The sequence below is a fragment of the Streptomyces sp. NPDC090021 genome, assembly GCF_044748225.1.
Classification (GTDB): Bacteria; Actinomycetota; Actinomycetes; order Streptomycetales; family Streptomycetaceae; genus Streptomyces.
This window is the reverse complement of record NZ_JBIVFO010000006.1, coordinates 25,269-44,970: the sequence shown is the minus strand read 5'-3', so window position 1 is coordinate 44,970 and position 19,702 is coordinate 25,269. Positions and strand designations below refer to the sequence as shown.

Annotated in this window: 14 protein-coding genes; 4 read left to right on the top strand and 10 right to left on the bottom strand. The window is 71.0% G+C overall.

Going from position 1 to position 19,702, the window contains the following annotated elements; genetic code table 11:
- Window positions 1–72: 72 nt before the first annotated feature.
- Entirely contained in the window at window positions 73–327 is a 255-nt protein-coding gene (locus tag ACIPXC_RS06000; protein WP_401613942.1) for a hypothetical protein, read from the bottom strand.
- Between the two features lie 395 nt (window positions 328–722).
- Between ACIPXC_RS06000 and ACIPXC_RS05995 the strand changes: the two genes are divergently transcribed.
- The gene (locus ACIPXC_RS05995) at window positions 723–1,277 is read left to right on the top strand and encodes an EF-hand domain-containing protein (RefSeq protein WP_401613940.1); all 555 of its coding nucleotides are present in this window, start codon (window positions 723–725) and stop codon (window positions 1,275–1,277) included.
- Between the two features lie 27 nt (window positions 1,278–1,304).
- Here ACIPXC_RS05995 and ACIPXC_RS05990 read toward each other — a convergent pair whose 3' ends face one another.
- The 3 genes from ACIPXC_RS05990 to speB all read right to left on the bottom strand — a co-directional run bounded on the left by ACIPXC_RS05990 (window position 1,305) and on the right by speB (window position 8,012).
- Window positions 1,305–5,156: an ABC transporter ATP-binding protein gene (locus ACIPXC_RS05990; RefSeq protein WP_401613938.1), complete on the bottom strand. Its 3,852-nt coding sequence runs from the start codon at window positions 5,154–5,156 to the stop codon at window positions 1,305–1,307.
- Window positions 5,157–5,345: 189 nt separating this feature from the next.
- Window positions 5,346–7,031, bottom strand: a complete 1,686-nt coding sequence (locus ACIPXC_RS05985; protein WP_401613936.1) for a thiamine pyrophosphate-binding protein — start codon at window positions 7,029–7,031, stop codon at window positions 5,346–5,348.
- Between the two features lie 18 nt (window positions 7,032–7,049).
- On the bottom strand, window positions 7,050–8,012 hold the full coding sequence (gene speB / locus ACIPXC_RS05980) for an agmatinase (protein WP_030032703.1): 963 nt from the start codon (window positions 8,010–8,012) through the stop codon (window positions 7,050–7,052).
- A gap of 116 nt (window positions 8,013–8,128) precedes the next feature.
- On the opposite strand from speB, the gene ACIPXC_RS05975 reads away from it, so the two are divergent.
- On the top strand, window positions 8,129–9,556 hold the full coding sequence (locus ACIPXC_RS05975; RefSeq protein WP_401613934.1) for a PucR family transcriptional regulator ligand-binding domain-containing protein: 1,428 nt from the start codon (window positions 8,129–8,131) through the stop codon (window positions 9,554–9,556).
- Here ACIPXC_RS05975 and ACIPXC_RS05970 read toward each other — a convergent pair.
- The 4 genes from ACIPXC_RS05970 to ACIPXC_RS05955 all read right to left on the bottom strand — a co-directional run bounded on the left by ACIPXC_RS05970 (window position 9,553) and on the right by ACIPXC_RS05955 (window position 14,574).
- A complete protein-coding gene (locus ACIPXC_RS05970; RefSeq protein ID WP_401613932.1) occupies window positions 9,553–10,335 on the bottom strand; it encodes a M48 family metallopeptidase in 783 nt (260 codons plus the stop codon). The two genes, ACIPXC_RS05975 and ACIPXC_RS05970, sit on opposite strands and share 4 nt — an antisense overlap.
- A 5-nt stretch (window positions 10,336–10,340) precedes the next feature.
- Complete coding sequence (locus tag ACIPXC_RS05965) at window positions 10,341–13,901, bottom strand: type I restriction endonuclease subunit R (protein WP_401613930.1); 3,561 nt, start codon at window positions 13,899–13,901, stop codon at window positions 10,341–10,343.
- A gap of 128 nt (window positions 13,902–14,029) precedes the next feature.
- On the bottom strand, window positions 14,030–14,350 hold the full coding sequence (locus ACIPXC_RS05960) for a hypothetical protein (RefSeq protein WP_401613928.1): 321 nt from the start codon (window positions 14,348–14,350) through the stop codon (window positions 14,030–14,032).
- The gene (locus tag ACIPXC_RS05955) at window positions 14,350–14,574 is read right to left on the bottom strand and encodes a hypothetical protein (protein ID WP_401613926.1); all 225 of its coding nucleotides are present in this window, start codon (window positions 14,572–14,574) and stop codon (window positions 14,350–14,352) included. The genes ACIPXC_RS05960 and ACIPXC_RS05955 overlap by 1 nt, the downstream gene beginning before the upstream one ends.
- A gap of 206 nt (window positions 14,575–14,780) precedes the next feature.
- Here ACIPXC_RS05955 and ACIPXC_RS05950 point away from each other — a divergent pair, with 206 nt between their 5' ends.
- Window positions 14,781–15,575 carry a helix-turn-helix domain-containing protein gene (locus tag ACIPXC_RS05950; RefSeq protein WP_401613924.1) on the top strand — a complete coding sequence of 265 codons (795 nt, stop codon included), beginning with the start codon at window positions 14,781–14,783 and terminating at the stop codon, window positions 15,573–15,575.
- Window positions 15,568–15,789 (top strand): DUF397 domain-containing protein, encoded by a 222-nt coding sequence (locus ACIPXC_RS05945; protein WP_401613922.1) that lies wholly within the window; start codon window positions 15,568–15,570, stop codon window positions 15,787–15,789. The genes ACIPXC_RS05950 and ACIPXC_RS05945 overlap by 8 nt, the downstream gene beginning before the upstream one ends.
- Before the next feature lie 47 nt (window positions 15,790–15,836).
- On the opposite strand, the gene ACIPXC_RS05940 is transcribed toward ACIPXC_RS05945, so the two are convergent.
- Window positions 15,837–16,802, bottom strand: a complete 966-nt coding sequence (locus ACIPXC_RS05940; RefSeq protein WP_401613920.1) for a restriction endonuclease subunit S — start codon at window positions 16,800–16,802, stop codon at window positions 15,837–15,839.
- Window positions 16,803–17,043: 241 nt separating this feature from the next.
- The gene (locus ACIPXC_RS05935; protein ID WP_401613918.1) at window positions 17,044–19,647 is read right to left on the bottom strand and encodes an N-6 DNA methylase; all 2,604 of its coding nucleotides are present in this window, start codon (window positions 19,645–19,647) and stop codon (window positions 17,044–17,046) included.
- Window positions 19,648–19,702: the final 55 nt, after the last annotated feature.

Here is a 19,702-nt window from a genome sequence, read left to right as displayed (position 1 = left end):
TGAGTTCACTTCGGTCGCCGTGAACCTAGCCGGGCCAACACGCCACTGAACAGACCCAGTTGGGACTGTCCCTCAGCACAGGATCCAGCCGGAGTCGGCCGAGCCGCCGGCTACGCTCCCCTTCACATACACACAGCGGCTGATCGCCCCGACGGTGACGGGCCCGGCATGTCGGGTGAATCGCCCGGCGTCGCGCACCGGTGCGCCGCCGCGCGGCTGGATGCTCACCGCCATCCGCCGCCGTTCACCGGCGGTCCGGGCCACGGCCATGGCGCAGGCCCGGTTGCGGCTCTTGTAGACGCGCAGCTCACCCGCGTCGAACGGCACCGTCCGCGCCAGCCGGCCCGTACAGCCTCCGCCCCCACCCGCGGCCTGGACGGGCGGCCCGGCGAACAGGCCACCGACACAGAGCCACAGGGCCGCCGTGAGCGCTCCCAGAGATGCGGCCCGGCGACCCGGCCCGCCCCGCCCCTTCACCATCCAGCCCCCCGATCGGTCGTGCGCACGGACGAAGTGCGCACGCACGTACGACGCCCGGACGCCCCGAATGGTTGCCGTCGCCAAGGACCCCGGCCGCCCCGCCGCGAACCCCCCTCCCTCGTACGGGTGCATCCACAACCCCCCGGCGGGAGTGCGGAAGTTCACAACCGGCCGGGACATTACGCTAGGTGACCGCAAGTCCGCACGCCGTAACCGCAGATGCAGCCGTGAAAGGCACTCACATGACGAACGACCTGCTCGACCGCAAGCTGGAGCGCGCCTTCACGCACCTGGACGCCGACCGGAGCGGGGTGATCGACGCCGACGACATCATCGCGCTCGGCTCCCGGCTGCTGTCCGCCCTCGCGGAACCGGCCGACTCGCCCAGGGCCACCCAGGTGATGGGCGGACTGGCCGACTTCTGGCAGGACCTCTTCACCGAGCTGGACCTGGACCGGGACGGCAAGGTCACCCCCGAGGAGTACAAGCAGGGCATGACCCGGCTGTACGCGCAGGGCGGACCGGCCTACGACCGTTCGTTCCGCCCGATGATGCGGGCGATCCTCACGATCGTGGACACCGACGGCGACGGGCTCATCAGCCCGGAGGAGTTCCACCGGGCGCAGGAGGCCTTCGACACGAACCTGAGCCCCGCCCACACCGATGAGCTGTTCCGGCGGATCGACGCGGACGGGGACGGCTCCCTGACGGTGGACGAACTCCTCGGCGCGGTACGCGAGTACTACACCGGTACCGACGAGGACGCCCCGGGGAACCTGCTGTTCGGCGAGTTCTGACCCCCGGGGCCCGGCCGCTCCCGCCGCTCAGGCCGCGGCGCGCTCGTCCTCCCCGACGAAGGTGCGCCACAGCTCGGCGTACCGGCCGCCGCGCGCCAGGAGCTCGGCGTGGGATCCGTCCTCGACGATACGGCCGCGGTCCATGACCACGACCCGGTCGGCGCGCGCGGCGGTGGTCAGCCGGTGCGCCACCACCAGTGTGGTGCGCTTGCCCGCGAGCCGGTCCGTCGCCTGGTTGACCTGGGCCTCGGTGGCCAGGTCCAGGGCGGCGGTGGCCTCGTCCAGGAGCAGCACGTCCGGGTCGACGAGCTCGGCGCGGGCCAGCGCGATCAGCTGGCGCTGCCCCGCGGAAAGGTTGCGGCCGCGCTCGGCGACAGTGTGCAGGTAGCCGCCGTCGAGGGTGGCGATCATCGCGTGGGCGCCGACCGCGCGGGCGGCGGCCTCCACCTCGGCGTCGCTCGCCTCCGGCCGCCCGTAGGCGATGGCATCCCGGACGGTCCCCGGGAAGAGGTACGGCTCCTGGGGGACCACGCCCAACCGGTGCCGGTACGCCGTCAGGTCGAGCTCCCGCAGGTCGGTGCCGTCGGCGGTGATCCGGCCGGAGGTCGGGTCGTAGAACCGGGCCACCATCTTGACCAGGGTGGACTTCCCGGCTCCGGTCTCGCCGACGAAGGCGACGGTCTGACCGGCGGGTATGCGCAGGCTGATGCCCGCCAGGGCCTCGCCCTTCTCCCCGCGTTCGGCGGCCGTCCCGTACTGGAAGCGGACGTCCTCGAAGGCGATCTCGCCGCGCAGCTCCGGCAGCTCGCGCGGGGCCTCGGGCCGCGGGGTGGTGGTGGGCTCGCGCAGCAGGTCCTGGATGCGGCCGAGGGAGACGGTGGCCTGCTGGTAGCCGTCGAAGACCTGGGAGAGCTGCTGGACGGGGGCGAAGAACAGGTCGATGTAGAGCAGGTACGCGACCAGCGCGCCGGTGGTGAGCGTCCCCGCCTCCACCCGGCCCGCGCCGACAATCAGTACGGCGGCCGCGGCCACCGAGGACAGCAGCTGGACGAACGGGAAGTAGACCGATATCAGCCACTGGCCACGGACCCGGGCCTCCCGGTAGGAGTCGCTGCGCTCGGCGAAGCGGGTGGCGCCGGAGCCCTCGCGGCGGAAGGCCTGGACGATGCGCAGACCGGAGACGGACTCCTGGAGGTCGGCGTTGACCAGGCTGACCCGGTCGCGGGCGAGCTCGTAGGCGGCGACGGACTTGCGGCGGAACACGATCGTCCCGATGACCAGGACGGGCAGGGTCGCGAAGACGATCAGGGCGAGCTCGACGTCGAGGACGAGCAGGGCGACGAGGATCCCGAAGAAGGTGAAGACGGAGACGACGGCCGTGACCAGTCCGGTCTGCAGGAACGTGGACAGCGAGTCCACGTCCGTGGTCATCCGGGTCATGATCTTGCCGGTGAGCTCGCGCTCGTAGTAGTCGAGGCCGAGCCGCTGGAGCTGGGCGAAGATCTTGACGCGGAGGGAGTACAGGACCCGCTCGCCGGTGCGGCCCGTCATCCGGGTCTCGGCGAACTGCGCGGCCCACTGGGCGACGACGACCGCGAGGGCGAGCCCCGCGGCCGCCCAGACGGCGCCGAGCACGGCGGCTTCCACGCCCTGGTCGATGCCGTACCGGATCAGGACGGGCAGCAGCAGTCCGGCGCCCGCGTCCACGGCGACGAGGGCGAGGCTGATGGCGAGCGGCGCCCAGAACCCCTTGAGGAGGCGGCGCAGCCCGTAGCCGTCCTCGGCGGCCGCGGCGCGCGCCTCGTCCACGTCGGGCCGGTCGTCGGCGGGCGGCAGCGCGGCCACCTGCGCGAGGAGTTCGGGGGTGGCGGGCGTCCCGGCCACCGCGCCGGCCATGGAGTGGCCGGCTCCGGGCGCCCCGGCGCCGGCGGCGGGAGCCGTCGCGGGGGCCCCGTCGGGCTCCTCGCGGCGGCGCCACAGCTCGGGGGTGATCCCGGCGGGGACCCTGCGCTTGGCGTTGACGGGCTCGGAGTCGATCTCGGCTTCCAGCTCGATGTCGCGTTCGAGGTCGCGGTCGAGCTCGCTCTCGAACTCGGCCATCGCGAGGGCGTCCGGGGTCCGCGGCGAGCCGGCGCCGAGCGCGTCGGGGTCGGTCAGCAGCCTGCGGTAGAGCGGCGAGCGCTCCTGCAGCTCCGCGTGCGTCCCGATCTCGGCGAGCCGCCCCTGGTCGAGTACGGCGATCCGGTCGGCCAGCGCGAGCGTGGAGCGGCGGTGGGCGATCAGCAGGGTGGTGCGACCGGCCATGACGGCGCGCAGGGCCTCGTGGATCTCGTGCTCGACGCGGGCGTCCACGGCGGACGTGGCGTCGTCGAGGAGCAGCAGCCGGGGGTCGGTCAGGATCGCGCGGGCCAGGGCGATCCGCTGGCGCTGGCCGCCGGAGAGGGTCAGACCCTGCTCTCCCACCTTGGTGTCGTACCCGGCGGGCAGGGCTCGGACGAACCCGTCGGCCTGGGCGGCGCGGGCGGCGGCCTCGATCTGCTCGTCGGTGGCGCCGGGGTGGCCGTAGGCGATGTTGGCGCGGATGGTGTCGGAGAAGAGGAAGGAGTCCTCGGGGACGAGTCCGATCGCGCCGCGCAGGGACGCGTAGGTCAGCTCGCGGACGTCGTGGCCGCCGATGCGGACGGTGCCGCCGTCGGCGTCGTAGAAGCGCGGCATGAGGAGCGAGACGGTGGACTTCCCGCTGCCGGAGGCACCGACGACGGCGACGGTCTCGCCCTCCGCCACGGACAGCGAGAACCCGTCGAGGACGGGCCGCTCGGGGTCGTAGCCGAAGCGGACGTCCTCGAACTCGACGGTGGCGGGCGCGTCGGCGGGCAGCTCGTGCGCGCCCTCGCGGATCGCGGGCTCGGTGTCGATGAGCTCGAAGACCCGCTCCCCGCCGGCGCGAGCCTGCTGGGCGACGGTGAGGACCATGGCGAGCATGCGCACGGGTCCGACGAGCTGGGCGAGGTAGGTGGAGAAGGCGACGAAGGTGCCGAGGGTGACCCGCCCCTCGGTGGCCAGCCAGCCGCCGAGCGCCAGCATGGCGACCTGGGCGAGCGCGGGCACGGCCTGCAGGGCGGGGGTGTAGCGGGAGTTGAGCCGGATGGCCCGCATCCGCCCGGCGAACAGCCGGCGTCCGGCGTCGCGGAGCTTGGCGGTCTCCTGCTCTTCCTGGCCGAAGCCCTTGACGACGCGTACGCCGGTCACGGCCCCGTCGACGACGCCCGCGACGGCGGCGGCCCGGCTCTGCGCGTACCAGGTGGCGGGGAAGAGCTTCTTGCGGCTGCGCTTGGCGATGAACCAGAGCGCGGGGGCCATCAGCAGGGCGACGACGGTCAGCAGCGGCGAGAGCCACAGCATGATCCCCAGGGATATCCCGAAGAGCAGGAAGTTCCCGATGGTCATCGGGAGCATGAAGAGCAGGCCCTGGATGAGCTGGAGGTCGGTGGTGGCGCGTCCCACGACCTGGCCCGTGGACAGCTCGTCCTGGCGGCGGCCGTCGAGGCGGGAGATGGTGTCGTACATGTCGGTGCGCAGGTCGTGCTGCACATCGAGGGCGAGGCGTCCGCCGTAGTAGCGGCGTATGTAGGTGAGGACGTACACGAGCAGGGCCGCGGCTATGAGCATCCCGGCCCAGGGGCCCATGGGCCTGGTGTGGTCCCCGATGACGTCGTCGATGATCACCTTCGTGACCAGCGGTACGAGTGCCATGACGGCCATGCCCGCCAGCGAGGAGCCGAGGGCGAGCAGCACGTTGGCCTTGTACCGCCACGTGTAGCCGGCCAGCCGCCTGCCCCAGCCCTGTTTCTCCCCCGCCGCTGTCTGTGCCGCCGCCACGTAGGCCTCCCCGTTCGGTCCTGTCCTGCCGGAAGCGGGAACGCCCCGACCGGCGGATTTCATCCCGCCGCAACGATTCGAACGTGTACGCCGGTGGCCTCCGGCGCACGCGGGGAGCCCCGTACTGTGCGCCGTCCGGGTCGCCCGCGCCCCCGCCCGGGGGCGCGGGCGGGCGGCGCGCGGCAGGGCTCAGAGGTGGGTCGGGGCGAACATCCTGAGGGTGGCCGGGAGGACGAGGACCGAGGGACCCGGGGTGGCGAGGGCCTTCTTGAGGTCGGCCGTCAGGGAGTCGGGGGTGGTCGTGGCGGCCGGGACGCCGAAGGACTCCGCGAGGGCGACGAAGTCGGGGCGGGTGAGCTCGGTGCCCGTGGTGCGTCCCTCGAAGGCGTCGGTCATGTACTCGCGCAGGATGCCGTAGCCGCCGTCGTCCACGATCAGCCAGGTGACGTCGAGGTCGTGCTGCCGGGCGGTGGCCAGCTCCGCGAGCGAGTACATCGCGCCGCCGTCCCCGGAGACGGCGAGGACGGGGCTGCCCGGATCGGCGACGCAGGCGCCGAGGGCCGCCGGGAAGGCGTAGCCGAGGCCGCCGGCGCCCTGGGCCGAGTGCATCGTGTTGGGGTGCTTGGCGTCGAAGGCCGACCACGCCCAGTAGGACAGGATCGTCATGTCCCAGAAGGACGGGGAGCGGGGCGGCAGCGCGGACCGGATCGAGGCCAGGAGGGACTGCTCCAGGGCCAGGTCCTGGTCGGCGAGGCGGGCGGCGATGTCCTCCAGGACCATGCGGACCCGCTCGGGGGCGTGGTCGTCCTGCCGCTCGGTCACCGTCTCCAGCAGGGCCTGGAGGGCGAGGCGGGCGTCCGCGTGGATGCCCAGGGCGGGGTGGTTGGACTCCAGCTTGCCGAGGTCGGCGTCGATCTGGACGATCCGGCCCGTGGGGAAGAACGTGTGGTAGTTCGACGACAGTTCGCCCAGGCCCGAGCCGACGACGAGGAGCACGTCGGCGTCCTCCAGGAAGTCCGTCATGTGGCGGTCCTCCAGCCAGGACTGCAGGGACAGCGGGTGCGTCCAGGGGAAGGCGCCCTTGCCGCCGAAGGTGGTGACCACGGGGGCGTTCAGGCGCTCCGCCAGCTGCCTGAGCTTGCCGGAGGCGTCCGCGCGGACGACCCCGCCGCCGGCGATGATCACCGGACGGGAGGCCCGTGACAGCCAGTGGGCCGCCACCGCCGTCAGCTCGGGTCGGGGGGCGAGCTCGTGCGGGGTCGCGTCCATGCCGGTGACCTGCGGGACGATTGTCTCCGACCGCAGCACGTCCTCGGGGATCTCCACCCAGACCGGGCCGTGCGGGGCGGTGAGCGCGGACTCCCAGGCCTCGGCGATCACCGAGGGGATCTGGGAGGGGGTGCGCGCCTCGTGGACGGACTTGACCACGTCCCGGAAGGACGCGGCCTGGTCGCGCAGCTCGTGCAGGTGGCCGCGCCGCCCGCCGCCGAGGCCCGCGACGGGTACCTGGGAGGAGACGGCGAGGACGGGGGCCGAGGCCGCCGCCGCCTCGGCCAAGGCCGGCAGGGCGGTAAGGGCACCGGGGCCGGTGGACAGCAGCAGCGGCGCGGCCTCGCCGGTGATCCGGCCGTACGCGTCGGCGGCGAAGCCCGCGTTGTTCTCCACCCGGAGGGTGACCAGCCGCAGGTCGGAACGGCCCACCGCGTCGAACAGGCCGAGGGCGTGCTGCCCCGGCAGTCCGAACACGGTGGTGGCGCCCAGCGAACGCAGTGTCTCCACGACCAGGTCCCCGCCCGTCCGCCCCGGCGGCGCGGCCAGGGCGGCGGCCGTCTGGGCCTCGGTGGGACGGAGTACCAGGTCGTGGTCGTGCGTCACGGGGGTGCGGTGCCCTTCCTACTTCGCCTTCGCCGCCGCGATCTGGCGGCTCATGATCGTGGTGAGCTCGTACGCGGTGTGCGAGGCCGCGACCGAGGTGATCTCCGCGTGATCGTACGCCGGGGCCACCTCGACCACGTCGGCGGAAACGAGGTTGCAGGAGGACAGGCCGCGGATGATCTCCAGGAGCTCGCGGGAGGTCATGCCGCCCGCCTCGGGGGTGCCGGTGCCGGGCGCGTGCGCCGGGTCCAGGACGTCGATGTCGATGGAGATGTAGAGCGGGCGGTCGCCGATGCGCTGGCGCAGCTGGTCGGCAACCTCGTCGGCGCCGCGGCGGTAGACGTCCGCCGAGGTGACGATGCCGAAGCCCATCTTGGCGTCGTCGTCGAGGTCCTGCTTGCCGTACAGCGGGCCGCGGGTGCCGACGTGGGAGAGGGCCTCGGTGTCGAGGATGCCCTCCTCCACGGCGCGGCGGAACGGGGTGCCGTGGGTGTACTCGGCGCCGAAGTAGGTGTCCCAGGTGTCCAGGTGCGCGTCGAAGTGCAGCAGCGCGACCGGGCCGTGCTTCTTGGCGACGGAACGCAGCAGCGGAAGGGCGATGGTGTGGTCGCCGCCGAGGGTCATCAGGCGGGAGCCGCCCGCCAGGAGCTCGTCGGCCGCGGCCTCGACCGTCTCGACGGCCTCGTTGATGTTGAAGGGGTTGACCGCGATGTCACCGGCGTCCGCGACCTGCGCGAGGGCGAAGGGGGAGGCGTCCTGCGCCGGGTTGTAGGGGCGCAGGAGGCGGGAGGCCTCGCGGATGGCGTTGCCGCCGAAGCGGGCGCCGGGGCGGTAGGAGACGCCGGAGTCGAAGGGCACGCCGACGACGGCGACGTCGGCGGAGCCGACCTCGTCGAGGCGGGGCAGCCGGGCGAAGGTCGCCGGGCCCGCGTAGCGCGGGATGCGGGAGGAGTCGACGGGTCCGCGCGGCTGCGTGCTCATGGCTGTGCCTCTTTCTCTGGCCTGACGTGTGCGGTACTTCGAGCGTAAGCGGGCCGCACGAGGGTGGGGAGTGTACGTTTCATCCATCTAGCCCTGCTGATGTGTACGGAGTATCCATGGCTGCCGCTGCTCGTGATCCGGAGTACGGCAACGGGCCCGCCGGGGAGCCGCTCACCCCGCCGGTGCTCCTCGCCTCACTGCTCGCCGACCGGGATCTCGGCCTGCGCCACCTGGCCGGGCCGGACACCGCCGGGGTGCACGGCGTGCACGCCTCCGAGATGCCCGACCCCTCCCCCTACCTGCTCGGCGGCGAGCTGCTGCTGACCGCCGGGGCGGGCCCCGCCGGGGACCCCGACGGGTACGTGGCCCGGCTGGCCGGGGCGGGGGCGGCCGCCCTCGGCTTCGGCGTGGCCCCGGTGCACGAGGAGGTCCCGGCAGCGCTGGCGCAGGCCTGCGCCCGGCACGGGCTGCCGCTGCTGGAGGTTCCGCCGCGGACCCCGTTCTCGGCGGTCGCCCGCGCGGTGGGGCGGCTGACGGCGGAGGCCCGGACCCGGGAGCTGCGCCGGACCACGGAGGCCCAGCAGGCGCTGGCGGCGGCCGCGGCCCGGCCCGATCCGGTCCCGGCGGTGCTGGCCCGGCTCGCCGCGAGCCTGGGCGGCTCGGTCGCCCTGTGGCCGGGCGGCCGGACGGCGGGCCCGGAGCTGCCCGCCCCGGCCCGGGAGGCGCTGTCCGCGCTGCTGGCCCGGGTCGGCCGCGAGGGCGGGCCCGCCACGGCCACGGACCGGGCGGGCGGCCACCACCTGGCCGCCTACGCCCTGGCCGGGCGGGCCGCGCTCGGCACCGCGACCCCGGCCCGCGCCCCCGGCGACCACACCGTGGCCTCGGTGGCCGCCGTACTGCTGACCCTGCTCACCGCCGAGCGGCCTGCCGGGGTCGAGGCCGCGGCCCTGACCCGGCTGCTGCTCGACGGGGATCCCGCCGCGGCCCTGGCCGCCGGGCCGTGGTACGCCGTCCACGCCCGCGGCACGGGGGATCCGCAGGCCCTCGCGGCCGCGCTGGGCACCGTACTGCTGGACCCGCACGAGGGCGGCGTACGGCTGCTGACCGACCGGGAGCCCGGCGCGCAGCCGGGCTGGCGGCTGGGGGTGAGCGCTCCCGCGGAGCCGGGCGCCCTGGCCGCGGCCGACGCCCAGGCCGGGCGGGCGCTCCAGCGCGCGGAGGCGGCCCGTACCCCGCTGGCCCGGCACGCCGACGCCGGCTTCGCGGGCCTGGTCGGGGAGGCCGAGGCCCGCGCCCACGCCGAGGCCCTGCTCGGGCCGCTCTCCCCCGCGCTGCGTGAGAGCCTGCGGGTCTGGCTGGCGCACCACGGCGGCTGGGACCGTACGGCCGCCGCCCTGGGGGTGCACCGCAACACCGTGCGCCAGCGCGTGGCGCGCTGCGCGGTCCTGCTGGACCGGGACCTGGACGACCCGGACGTCCGGATGGAGCTGTGGTTCGCGCTGCGCACGGTGGACTCGGGCGGTCCGGCCGCACAGCGTGGTTAGGCGATCTCGCCCATCCACATGCGGCGGCCCAGTTCGTCGAGCTCGTTCTTGCGTTCCTGGTACTCGGGCAGCGCCTGCCCCAGCAGCCGCCAGAAGTCGGCCCGGTGTCCGGACACGCGCACATGGGCCAGTTCGTGGGCGACGACGTAGTCCACGAGGTGCATCGGAAGCTGGAAGAGCGGCCAGCCGAGGCTCATCCGTCCGCATCCGGCTCGCTCACCGTCGTGACGAAAGCTTCCCCACCTGCTTCCCAGGTCGCGCACGTCGAGTTCCGGCTCCGCGACTGCCATGCGTGCCGCCCATGGCTGCAGCCGCCCGGACACCCACTTCTGCCCCGCCCGGCAGTACCAGTCGACGAGAGCCGCTCTCCCCCGCCCCGGATCGGCTGCCGTCTCCTCGCCCATGACCAGACGGCCGGCAATCAGCCGGACCCTTCTCCCGGTGGGCTGTTCCGCGGCCAGGCTGAGCCGGTAGGTCCGGCCCAGATAGCGGAAGACCTCCCCCTCTGCGAGTCGTTTCGTTGGGTTCAGCGGGCGGGTCGCCTCGCGCATCCCGACTTTGTCCACCAGCCAGGACCGGTGGGCACGGACGAAGTCCTCCGCGTCGGCGACCGGACGGCCTTCGGGTGTGTGGAGGGTCAGACCGGCGTCCGGCTCCACCGTGAGCGCGAAGCGCCTACGGCGCGCGCTGACCCGCACCCGCAGCTCCAGGCCGTCGACGGCCAGAAGGCCCCCCTCTGCCATGGAGGGGGACCGGCTGTCTTCGGCAAGGGCGCTCACGCGCCCTATTCTCCCCGGGACCGGGCCAGGAACTGCTGCTTGTGCGCCGCCGCGTACGCCGCGAGGCCCTCCGCGACGGCACGCAAGGGGGCCCAGTCGCCGCCGGCCGGCTTCAGCCCGCCGCCCAGCAGCCGGTTCTGCATGCTGCTCGCCAGCGCCGTGACGTCCTGATGCTGGCCCTGGTAGGAGGCCTTGGCCATGGTCTGCCCGGCCGTATCGCACACCGCTTCCACCAGCGGGCGGGCATCGGCAGCGGCCTGACCCCTCGCGACGCCGGGGTTCTCGGCCAGGAGCTTGTCCAGCAGCCGGTACACCTTCTGCTCCAGTGGGCTGAGCCCCTCCGTGGCAGGGTCCTCCGCATCCTCCCCACGAGCCTTGTCGATCAGGTCGCCGAACTCCCGGACCTGATCCTCGAAACGTCCGGGGAGATCCCGCAGGATCTCCTCCAGGCGCTCCGAGAGCTCCTGGTACTTCCCCGGATCCTCCCGCTTGACCCGCTCCTCCAGGTGGAAGCGGAGCGCGTGCCCCATCTCCGCGGCGGCCTCGCGCGCGGGGAGCCTGCGGACGTGGTCGTCGAAGGCGGGAGAGCCCACCGACACGGGGGCGATGACCTGGTCGATCTCCGGCCCCTCCAGATGATCGGCGATCATCGCGCGTACCTTGCGACCGTAGCGGCGCAGGGTGAACGTCCCGCCCGGCGCGTCCCGGTAGAGCCTGCGGACGCGCTTCTGCAGCATGCCCCAGAGCCGGGCGTGGGCCACGTACTCCAGACCGTCCTCGTGCGGGAGTACGCGTTCCAACACGGCGAGGAACTCGTGCAGCGCGGTGTCGAACGCGAACCGGGCGGGTTCGGGGTCGAAGGCTTCCAGCTTGCCGCCCAGCGTGGCCGGGTCGGCGAGGTCCGCGTCGCCGAGCCCGTAGGTGAGCAGGAGGTCGCGCACCGCGTCAGCCGCCGGCTTCAAACCGTCGAGCTCCGCGGACAGTCCGCGCATCGTGTCGTCGACGTCCGCCTGGTCGTACGCGGCGAGCGCGCCCGTCAGGTGCTCGAAGACGCCGTAGTAGTCGACGACGTATCCGACCTCCTTGCCCGGCGCGGGCCGGTTGACCCGGGCCACCGCCTGGAGCAGCTCGGCGTCCCGGATCGGCCGGTCCAGGTAGAGCGCCTGCTCGCGGGGGGCGTCGAATCCGGTGAGCAGCATGGACTTCACGATGAGGAAGGCGATGGGGCTGTCGGGGTGCACGGGGTCGGGCACGGCCGTCGGCTGCGCCTCGGCGGCGTCCTGGGACCAGGGGTGGTCGCCGGCACCGCCGTCCGGGCCCGTGAGGTCCTGTGCGGGCGGGTCGAAGGGCACGGCGGTGAGCCAGTCCGCTTCCGCTTCCAGGAGCGGGAAGGCCTGGTGGAAGCGTTCGATGTACGCGTCCTGCCGGGTCTTCTCCGTCCAGTGCAGCCACTGGCGCCGCTTCTTCTCCTCTCCAGGGGAGACGACCGGCACGAAGTCGATCCGGCGCAGCAGTGCGCGGTACTGGTGGGCCTGGTAGAGGTAGCGCTCGCGCCGAGGCAGCTTGTCCAGCGGGGTCCCGGCCAGCGACTCCGGGTCGAAAGCGGCGAGGTCGGCCAGCAGGGTGTCGCGCGCGAGCCGGAGGGCGTGGTGGTACTCCACGGCCGCCCTGCGGCTGACGGCGGCGACCTGGGCCTTGAAGCCGCCGCCGGGCAGCACCCAGGTGACCCAGTGTTCCAGCATGTCCTCGGCCTTGGCCCGGATCATCGGCTGGGACTCGGCCACGTCGCGCTCGGTGGGCGTGCGCTTGAGCAGCGTCCGGCGCTCCTCAGCCGTTCGGTCGCGGACCAGGTCGGCGAAGTTCCGGTCCAGGCCGTCCTTGTCGAAGACCTTGCCCTTGCCGGTACGGCCCTCGTAGCGGATACGGACGACGACACCGTCGCGTTCGGCCTCGGCCATCCGGTAGGTGTCGAGGAACGCGCCGAAGATCCGGCGGGTGTCGTCGGCCCGCTCGGTCATGATCGGCGTACCGGTGAATCCGATCTTCGCCGCGTTCGGGATCGCCTTGCGCAGGGCGGCGTGGAGCACGCTGGTGTGCGAGCGGTGGGCCTCGTCGACCAGGACGAGGATGTCGGCGGACCTGTTGCACTCGGGGAAGTCCACCACGGGCGGCGCGGCCTCGGACTTCGGCTTGGGCAGCTTCCTGGCCCGCTCGGCGTCCGCGTACTCCCCCGCGAGGTCCCGGCCGTCCCCGTCACCCGAGCCGTCGCCGTCCCCGTCTCCAGCGAAGTCGATTCCGGTGCCGTACTTCTGGATCATCGCGAAGACGACACGCCGCCCACCGTCCCTCAGCAGGCCCTCCATCTGGGTGCGGGTCTCGGCGGTCTGCACGTCCGACTCGCTGAGCCTGAGGGTCTTGGAGAGCTGGGTCTGGAGCTGGGTCCGGTCGGTGACCACGACCACCGTGAACTCGCTGAGATCGTGGTGCAGATGGATCCGGCGTACCAGGAAGGCCATGGTGAGGCTCTTGCCGGAGCCCTGGGTGTGCCAGATGATCCCGCCGCGCTCGTCGTCTGGTACGAGGGGGCCGCGGCAGCGCCCGTTCCGCAGCTTGTGCACCGCCTTCTCGGCCGCGCGGTACTGCTGGTGGCGGGCGACGGCCTTGACGGTGCGGGTACCGCCGGACTCGCTCTCGACGGGGAGCGGGATGACGTAGTGGCGTACGAGGTTGAGCAGCGCGGCGGGCCGCAGCACGACGCCGACGAGCTTGTGCCGTTCGTTGAGCTTGCCGGTGCCCTTGGGCAGCCCGGCCCTGAGCGTGGGCTCGTTCTCCGGCTCGATGCTGCGCCAGGGGTGGAAGTGGTCGGGGGTGGAGGTGACGGTGCCCAGGTACGCGGTCTGATCGGTCGCGGCGACCAGCAGCTGGACGGTCCGGAACAGCTCGGGCACGCCGGCGGGCGGCGGCAGGTCGGTGCCGTCGCGCTCGTCGTCGGCGAGCGGGTCGCCCGCGTAGTGCCGCAGGTCGAGGACGGCGCTGCGGATGGGGTCGGACAGCTCGGGGCTCTTGCACTCGACGGCGACGAGCGGGATGCCGTTCACGAAGAGGACGATGTCGAGTATCGACAGCTCACCGGAGCTGTTCGTGACACGCAACTGGTCGACGACGGTGAACGTGTTGAGGTTGACGCGCTCCTCATGCCACTCGATGTACTGCACGGTCGCGGAGGCCCCGCCGTGCCCGGCGGACGGGTTGCTGAGGACGGACCCGCTGAGCAGCAGGTCGGTGGCGGCGAAGTTGGCGTGCGCGACGCTCTTGCCGCCGGTGCCTGCGGTGCCTGCGGCGAGCTCGGAGATGGCACGGGCCGCGTCGGCATCGCTCATCCACGGCTTGCCGTCGGCGGCCCGGACGTTGATGCGGCGCAGGGCGTCGCTCAGCTTGTCGGCGAGCAGCGGCATGCCGGCATTCAGCATGCCGACCTGCTTGCCGGGGATGTGGGTCCAGCCCATCGCCACCAGCTGGTCGACGATGGGCCGCTCGACCTCGTCCCGCTCGATTTGAACCACCATGCCCCCGCGCCCTCCGCCCACTGCCCGCTCAGGTGATCCATTGTGCGGGGCAGCGGGGGTGAGCGGGAGGGATCAGGCCGTACGGGAGCGGGTGGAGCCGGTCACGTACCCGGACATGCGGGGCGCCCTTACGTTCCGGGAGGCGGCTCGTCCCCGTCATGGACCGGGACGGGCAGCCGGGCGCCCCGGCTGCGGGCGATGCGGTGGACGTCGCGCAGCGCCTCGGCCATGCGGGCGGCGAGGTAATGGAGCTGAGCGGAGGTGGCACGGCAGTCGGAGAGCATGTCGTCGGCGTGGTCCAGCAGTTCGACGGCCATGCCGAGCTGCACGCTCTCGACGTTGTCGGCGACGCGGGAGAGGTATCCGCTCCCGTCGCCCATCAGGTAGCAGGGCTTCCCGTCCGGACTGGCCCAGGGCAGCAACCGCCCCTCGTCGGCACACCGGCCCATCACGCGGCCACCACCCGGCCGTGGATGACACGTGGCCCGATATCGACCCCGTGCAGGGCCAGCCACAACGCCACCCGCCGGGCCCGCTGCCGGCGGGCGTGGGCGCGGCGTGCGCGGGCGGGGCAGTACGGGGTGCCGGGCCGGTCGGGCACCACCCGGGAACCCGGGTCGGCCCAGAGCAGGTACAGCAACGCCTCGAAGAGGCGGGCGATACAGTGCAACACGTCGTCAACTCCTGTTGGTTGGCGTCCACGCCCCCGGACCGTTCAGAGCGGTCGCGGGGGTCCTTGCGTGCACGGCCAGGAACGGCCGGGCGCAGGGACATCACGGGACATCGCTGAGTAGCGATCCCCTCACAGGGTGAGACGAAGCGGAGTAGCCTCGCCAGTGGGTGGCGTGTGACAACGCCTCTGTCACATGGGAGTTGACCGTGAGCAACATCTATGGGGACTGGTTGAAGGCGCAGCGCGAGACGGCCGGGCTCACCCAGCAGCAACTGGCCGACGCGGCGATCATGACCCGCTCGCACATCTCCCACATCGAGGCGGGCCGCCGCGTCCCGTCGAAGGAAGACGCGCGACGCCTGGACAGGGCACTGAACACGGGGAACGTGCTGAGCAGCTTCCTACCGGAGGAGGACGCGGCGGTCGCCGACTACTTCGAAGCGGCGCTGCTACTCGAACAGCAGGCAGCAATGATCCAGGAGTTCGCCCTCACACTAGTGCCGGGCATCCTGCAAACAGATCGCTACGCCCGTGCGGTTCTACGGCCTGCCTTCCCCCCGCGGAGTGAAGAGGAGTGTGACAGGCTCGTTGTCACACGTCTTGAACGCGCGAAGATCCTCGATGATCCAGTGACGCCCGTAGTGTGGACGCTGCTGGATGAGGCAGTGCTACGCCGCCCAATCGGTAGCGCGGAGATCATGTCGGAGCAGATGATGCACATCGTTCGCCTGGCAGAGCGCGAGCGTGTACGGGTCCACATCCTGCCGTTCAACTTGGGCTACCACCCACTACTTCAGGGGGTGTTGTCGCTCATGTCCTTCGAAGACCAGCCTCCGGCTGCGTACGGAGAGGGAGTGCTCATGGGCAAGCTTCATGACTCCCCTGCCCTGGTCCAGAGACTCCAGCACACATACACTCGCGCATTGGGCGATGCACTACCCCACAAGGAGTCAGTCGCCCTGCTGCGAGCGACGGCCGAGGGGTACGGACACCATGACTGAGCGCACCATCCAGGACTCGGCATCACTGACCGGCTGGCGTAAATCGTCCTACAGCAGTGGTGACGGCGGCACCTGCGTCGAGGTCCTTGACTGCCACCCGTCGGGCATCCCGGTCCGCGATTCGAAGACGCCGCACGGCCCCGCTGTGGTCTTCTCTGCAGCCGGCTGGTCATCGTTCGTCACAGCCATCAAGGACGCGAAGCTCCTCTTCTGAGCCCTCGGGCCCATGTGGTCGACTCCGGCTCACGGCCTGGCCAGCCGTCACTTCGACAACCCGCCAACAAAGCTTCTCTGACCCGAAATCAGCTCACTAGTAAGGCCCTCCTTAAGCTTACGCAACCCATTCAACTGCTGCTCGGCGGCCGTAATATCCTGCAACGACGCCGCGGCAAGCTGTACGATTCTCACCTGGTCGCCATACGGCGGAACTGGAATCCTAAACCCGAGAACATCCGATTTCGTAACATTCGGATCCTTCCTAGTGCTAGCCGCAAATCGACGCCACTGATGCCGCATATGTTGCATCGCAAGCAATAGATAGTCAGGGTTTAGGCCACCAAGCGGCTGGAGAACCGCAATCGCTTGATTCACCGCAGCGGGAACTCCGAGAATCGCTGTACGGCCAATCTGTTCCCATCCTCCATACATGGCCACCAGGACCGAGCGTTCCGGGAACTGACGCATCCGCAACTCAGAAATAGCAGCCTCGGTCAGCGTCTCATCTGTCGCCGAGATTAGCCCCTCATTGAGGTCCAAGGTCTTCACCCACGGCATGCCCGAGCTGCTGAAGTATCGAGACCCCGCAGCTCTACTCGGGGTTGCACCGGAGCTCACCTCACACAGGTTGCCAATCTCCTTGAGTGGCCAACCGCCACCTACTCCCTCACTGAATTCGCGGCCCAGAAGTCCGCTCCGCACATTCCGAATCTTAAGAATCCCAGAACAGAGACCTCGCTCCAATGTTGATACAGCATCAAGCCCCGCAACAAATCTCTGCTGATCAGAAATGGGGACGTCTGGGATCTCCATCCGGTTGATCACATCAGCGGAAATCTTGACCATGCTATCGGATGTACCCTGCGCCAATGCTGCGATGCATCGCCTAGCTTCTGGCGCCCGAAGCACAATTTCAAGGAACTCCGGAATATATCTACCCGAAGTCCGCAGCCTCATCATCAGGTCGGGATAGATGCAGGGGACACCAATATCCCGATAGATTCCCGCCATCCCCACCAGAATACGCGTGTTAGCTCGGCTAACTAGAAGATCTCCGTCAGTCAAGACTGCCGAGTGCTGGCCAAACACAGCCGAAGGGGCGTGCTTAAGTTGCCTCGGCTGAAATCCGTTTGGCGTAAGGCAGCCAAGGCCCAGCATCTCGACGCCAGTCCAGACTTGACTCTCTACCGGCGAGATTCCGTTGCGAATCGGCTCGGCGAGGATCGATCCCAGCGGAATTGTCTGCCAACCATCATTCCGCATAGCCCAGCTCCTTCAAGAAGCCGTCCAGCGTGGCCGCCGCTCGCTCGCGCTCCGCGCGGATCTCCTTGAGCGACACCACATACTTGTCTGACCACACCCCGTACGCATCGGCCAACTCGCGCCGCTTGCGGACCACATGCCCCTCCAGCTTGCCCGCCAGGTCGTCCCGGAGCAGCTCCAGCACCACCCGCCGCTCGGCCTCCGGGTCCAGCGCCAGTTTCTGCCGCGCCGCGAACAGGCCCGGCGGGTCCTCGCCCAGCTTGGGCGGGTCGCTCGGCCAGGGGAACCAGAAGTCCGCCTCCAGGCGCTTGATCAGAGCGGTGGCCTTGGTGCGCTCCTTCCTCACGTGCGCCAGCTCCGCCAGCTGCTCCACGCTCAGAGCGACCGCCTCGCGCGTCAACGCGTCCTCGTCGTCCGCCTCGCCGTCCTCCGACGGCTCCGGTTCCGCGTTGAGTTCCTTCCACCGCGCGTCCAGCTCCGCCTTGCGCGCGTCCGCCGTCGCAAGCCTCTCCAGGAACTCCGGTGCGATGGCCGCGACCACCTTGTGGTCGTACGCCTGTCGGCGCTCGGCGGCGGTCCGCTTGCGCAGCTTGCGGGTCTTCGGGTCCTGTTCCGGCGCCAGCAGGGTGTCTACGTTCTCGACCCAGCCGTCCAGGACGCCCGCGAAGCCGTTCTCCGACAGCGCGAGCAGGTCGTACTTGGCCTCGTACCACCAGCCGGCCACCGCGCCCGCGAGCGCGTAGCAGTCGAGGAGGTCCACCTCGCCCAGCCGCTCCACGAACGACTCGATCAGCTCACCGCGTACCGCCATCAGCCCGGCCTTGCGCTCCGACGCGGTCAGGTCGGCCAGGCGCTCCGGGGTGGCGGCCACCGCCTCCAGGTGGCGGGCCTCCTTCTCCCACCACCGTCCGAACGCGGCCCGCAGCACCTCCTCGCGCGGGCGGGCCAGCTCCGCCAGCCGCGCCGCGTCCGGGCGGCTGCCCTCCGGTAGGAAGTCCACGTAGTCGGGGTCCAGCGGGGAACGCTCCGCGAACAGGTCGGTCAGCTTCACCCCGTACGCGTCCAGCAGTTCCCTCTTCGCCTCGATCTCCGCGCGCGGCACCCCGCCCACCAGGTGGGCCCGCACGTCTTGCGGCTCCGGCGGCGGGGTGTTGTCCACGTAACGGCGGATGTTGAGGTTGTCGTCGTTGGCCGCCAACTCCTCGCGGCTCACGATCCGCGAGAAGCCCGGCACCTCGGTGTAGCCATGGAAGGTGGTGACGATCTTCTCTGCATGCTCCGGCAGCAGGACGTTCTGAGCGCGCTCCGAGTGGTATTCGCGGTCCGCGTTGATGAACAGCACCTTGCCCGCGCGCGCCGGGTCCTTGCGGCCCGGCGGGCGCAGCAGCAGGATGCAGGCCGGGATGCCGGTCCCGTAGAAGAGGTTGGGGGCCAGGCCGATGACGGCCTCGATCGCGTCCTCGTCGAGCAGCTTGGTGCGGATCTCCTGCTCGCCGCCGCCCCGGAACAGCACACCGTGCGGCATGACCGTGATGACCATGCCGGGGCCATGGGGTCCCTCCTGCTTGGTCTCCCACAGCATGTGCTGGAGGAACATCAGGTCGGCCTTGCCGCGCTCGCTGGTCATGCCGTACGTCGTGCGCTGGGCGGCGTACTGGAGGTCGGCGGCCACGTAGTCCATGGAGAACGGCGGGTTGCTGAGAACCCCGTCGAAGCGGTCCGCGTCGGACTTCGGAACGTGGGTCGGTTCGGCCAGGGTGTCGCCGGTGGTGAGGTCGAAGCGGCGTACGCCGTGCAGCACCATGTTCATCGTGGACATGATCCAGGAGCCGCTGTTGGCGTCCTGGCCGGCGAAGAACATGTCCGAGGTGTCCCCGCCGTGCTCCTCCACGTACTCCTTGGCGTGGATGAGCATGCCGCCCGAGCCGACGCACGGGTCGTAGATCCGCATGCCCTGCTTCGGGCCGAGCAGCTCGACCATCATCCGGACCACGGCGCGCGGGGTGTAGAACTCGCCGCCCTTGCGGCCGGCCGAGTCCGCGAACTCCTTGATCAGGTACTCGTACGCGGCGCCGATCAGGTCGGGGAACTCGAAGTCGTCGGTCCGCAGCCGGACCCGCCCGAAGTGCGCGATCAGCAGCTTGAGGCGCTGGTCGGCGAGCTTGGCCGCGCCACCGGAGGTGCCGGAGCCGCCGATGCGGTTGAAGTCGAGGTGGTCGAAGAGGCCCTTGAGCTTGCTGTTCTGGCCTTCCAGGGCCTGGAGGGCGGGGCGCAGCCGGTCCTCGTTGATGTTGTGGGTGGCCGAGGAGATCCACTTCCAGCGGGCGTTCCTCGGGACGAAGAGCACGTCGCGGTCGCTGTACGCGGAGTCCTGCTCCAGGTAGCCGTCCACATCCTCGCCGTCGAGTCCGAGCTCCTTGGCGGCGTACTCACGGATCCGGTCCCGCGCGGCCTCGAACTCGTCGTTGGCCCGCTTCAGGAAGAGCAGCCCGAAGATGTAGTCCTTGTACTCGGAGGCATCCATGGTGCCGCGGAGGATGTCCGCGGCGGCGAACAGATGCCGCTCCAGTTGCGCGAGCGTGAGCTTGGCCACGAATACGACTCCCTACGACCCCGATGCGACGTAGGAAACAGTACGGCGACAGTGG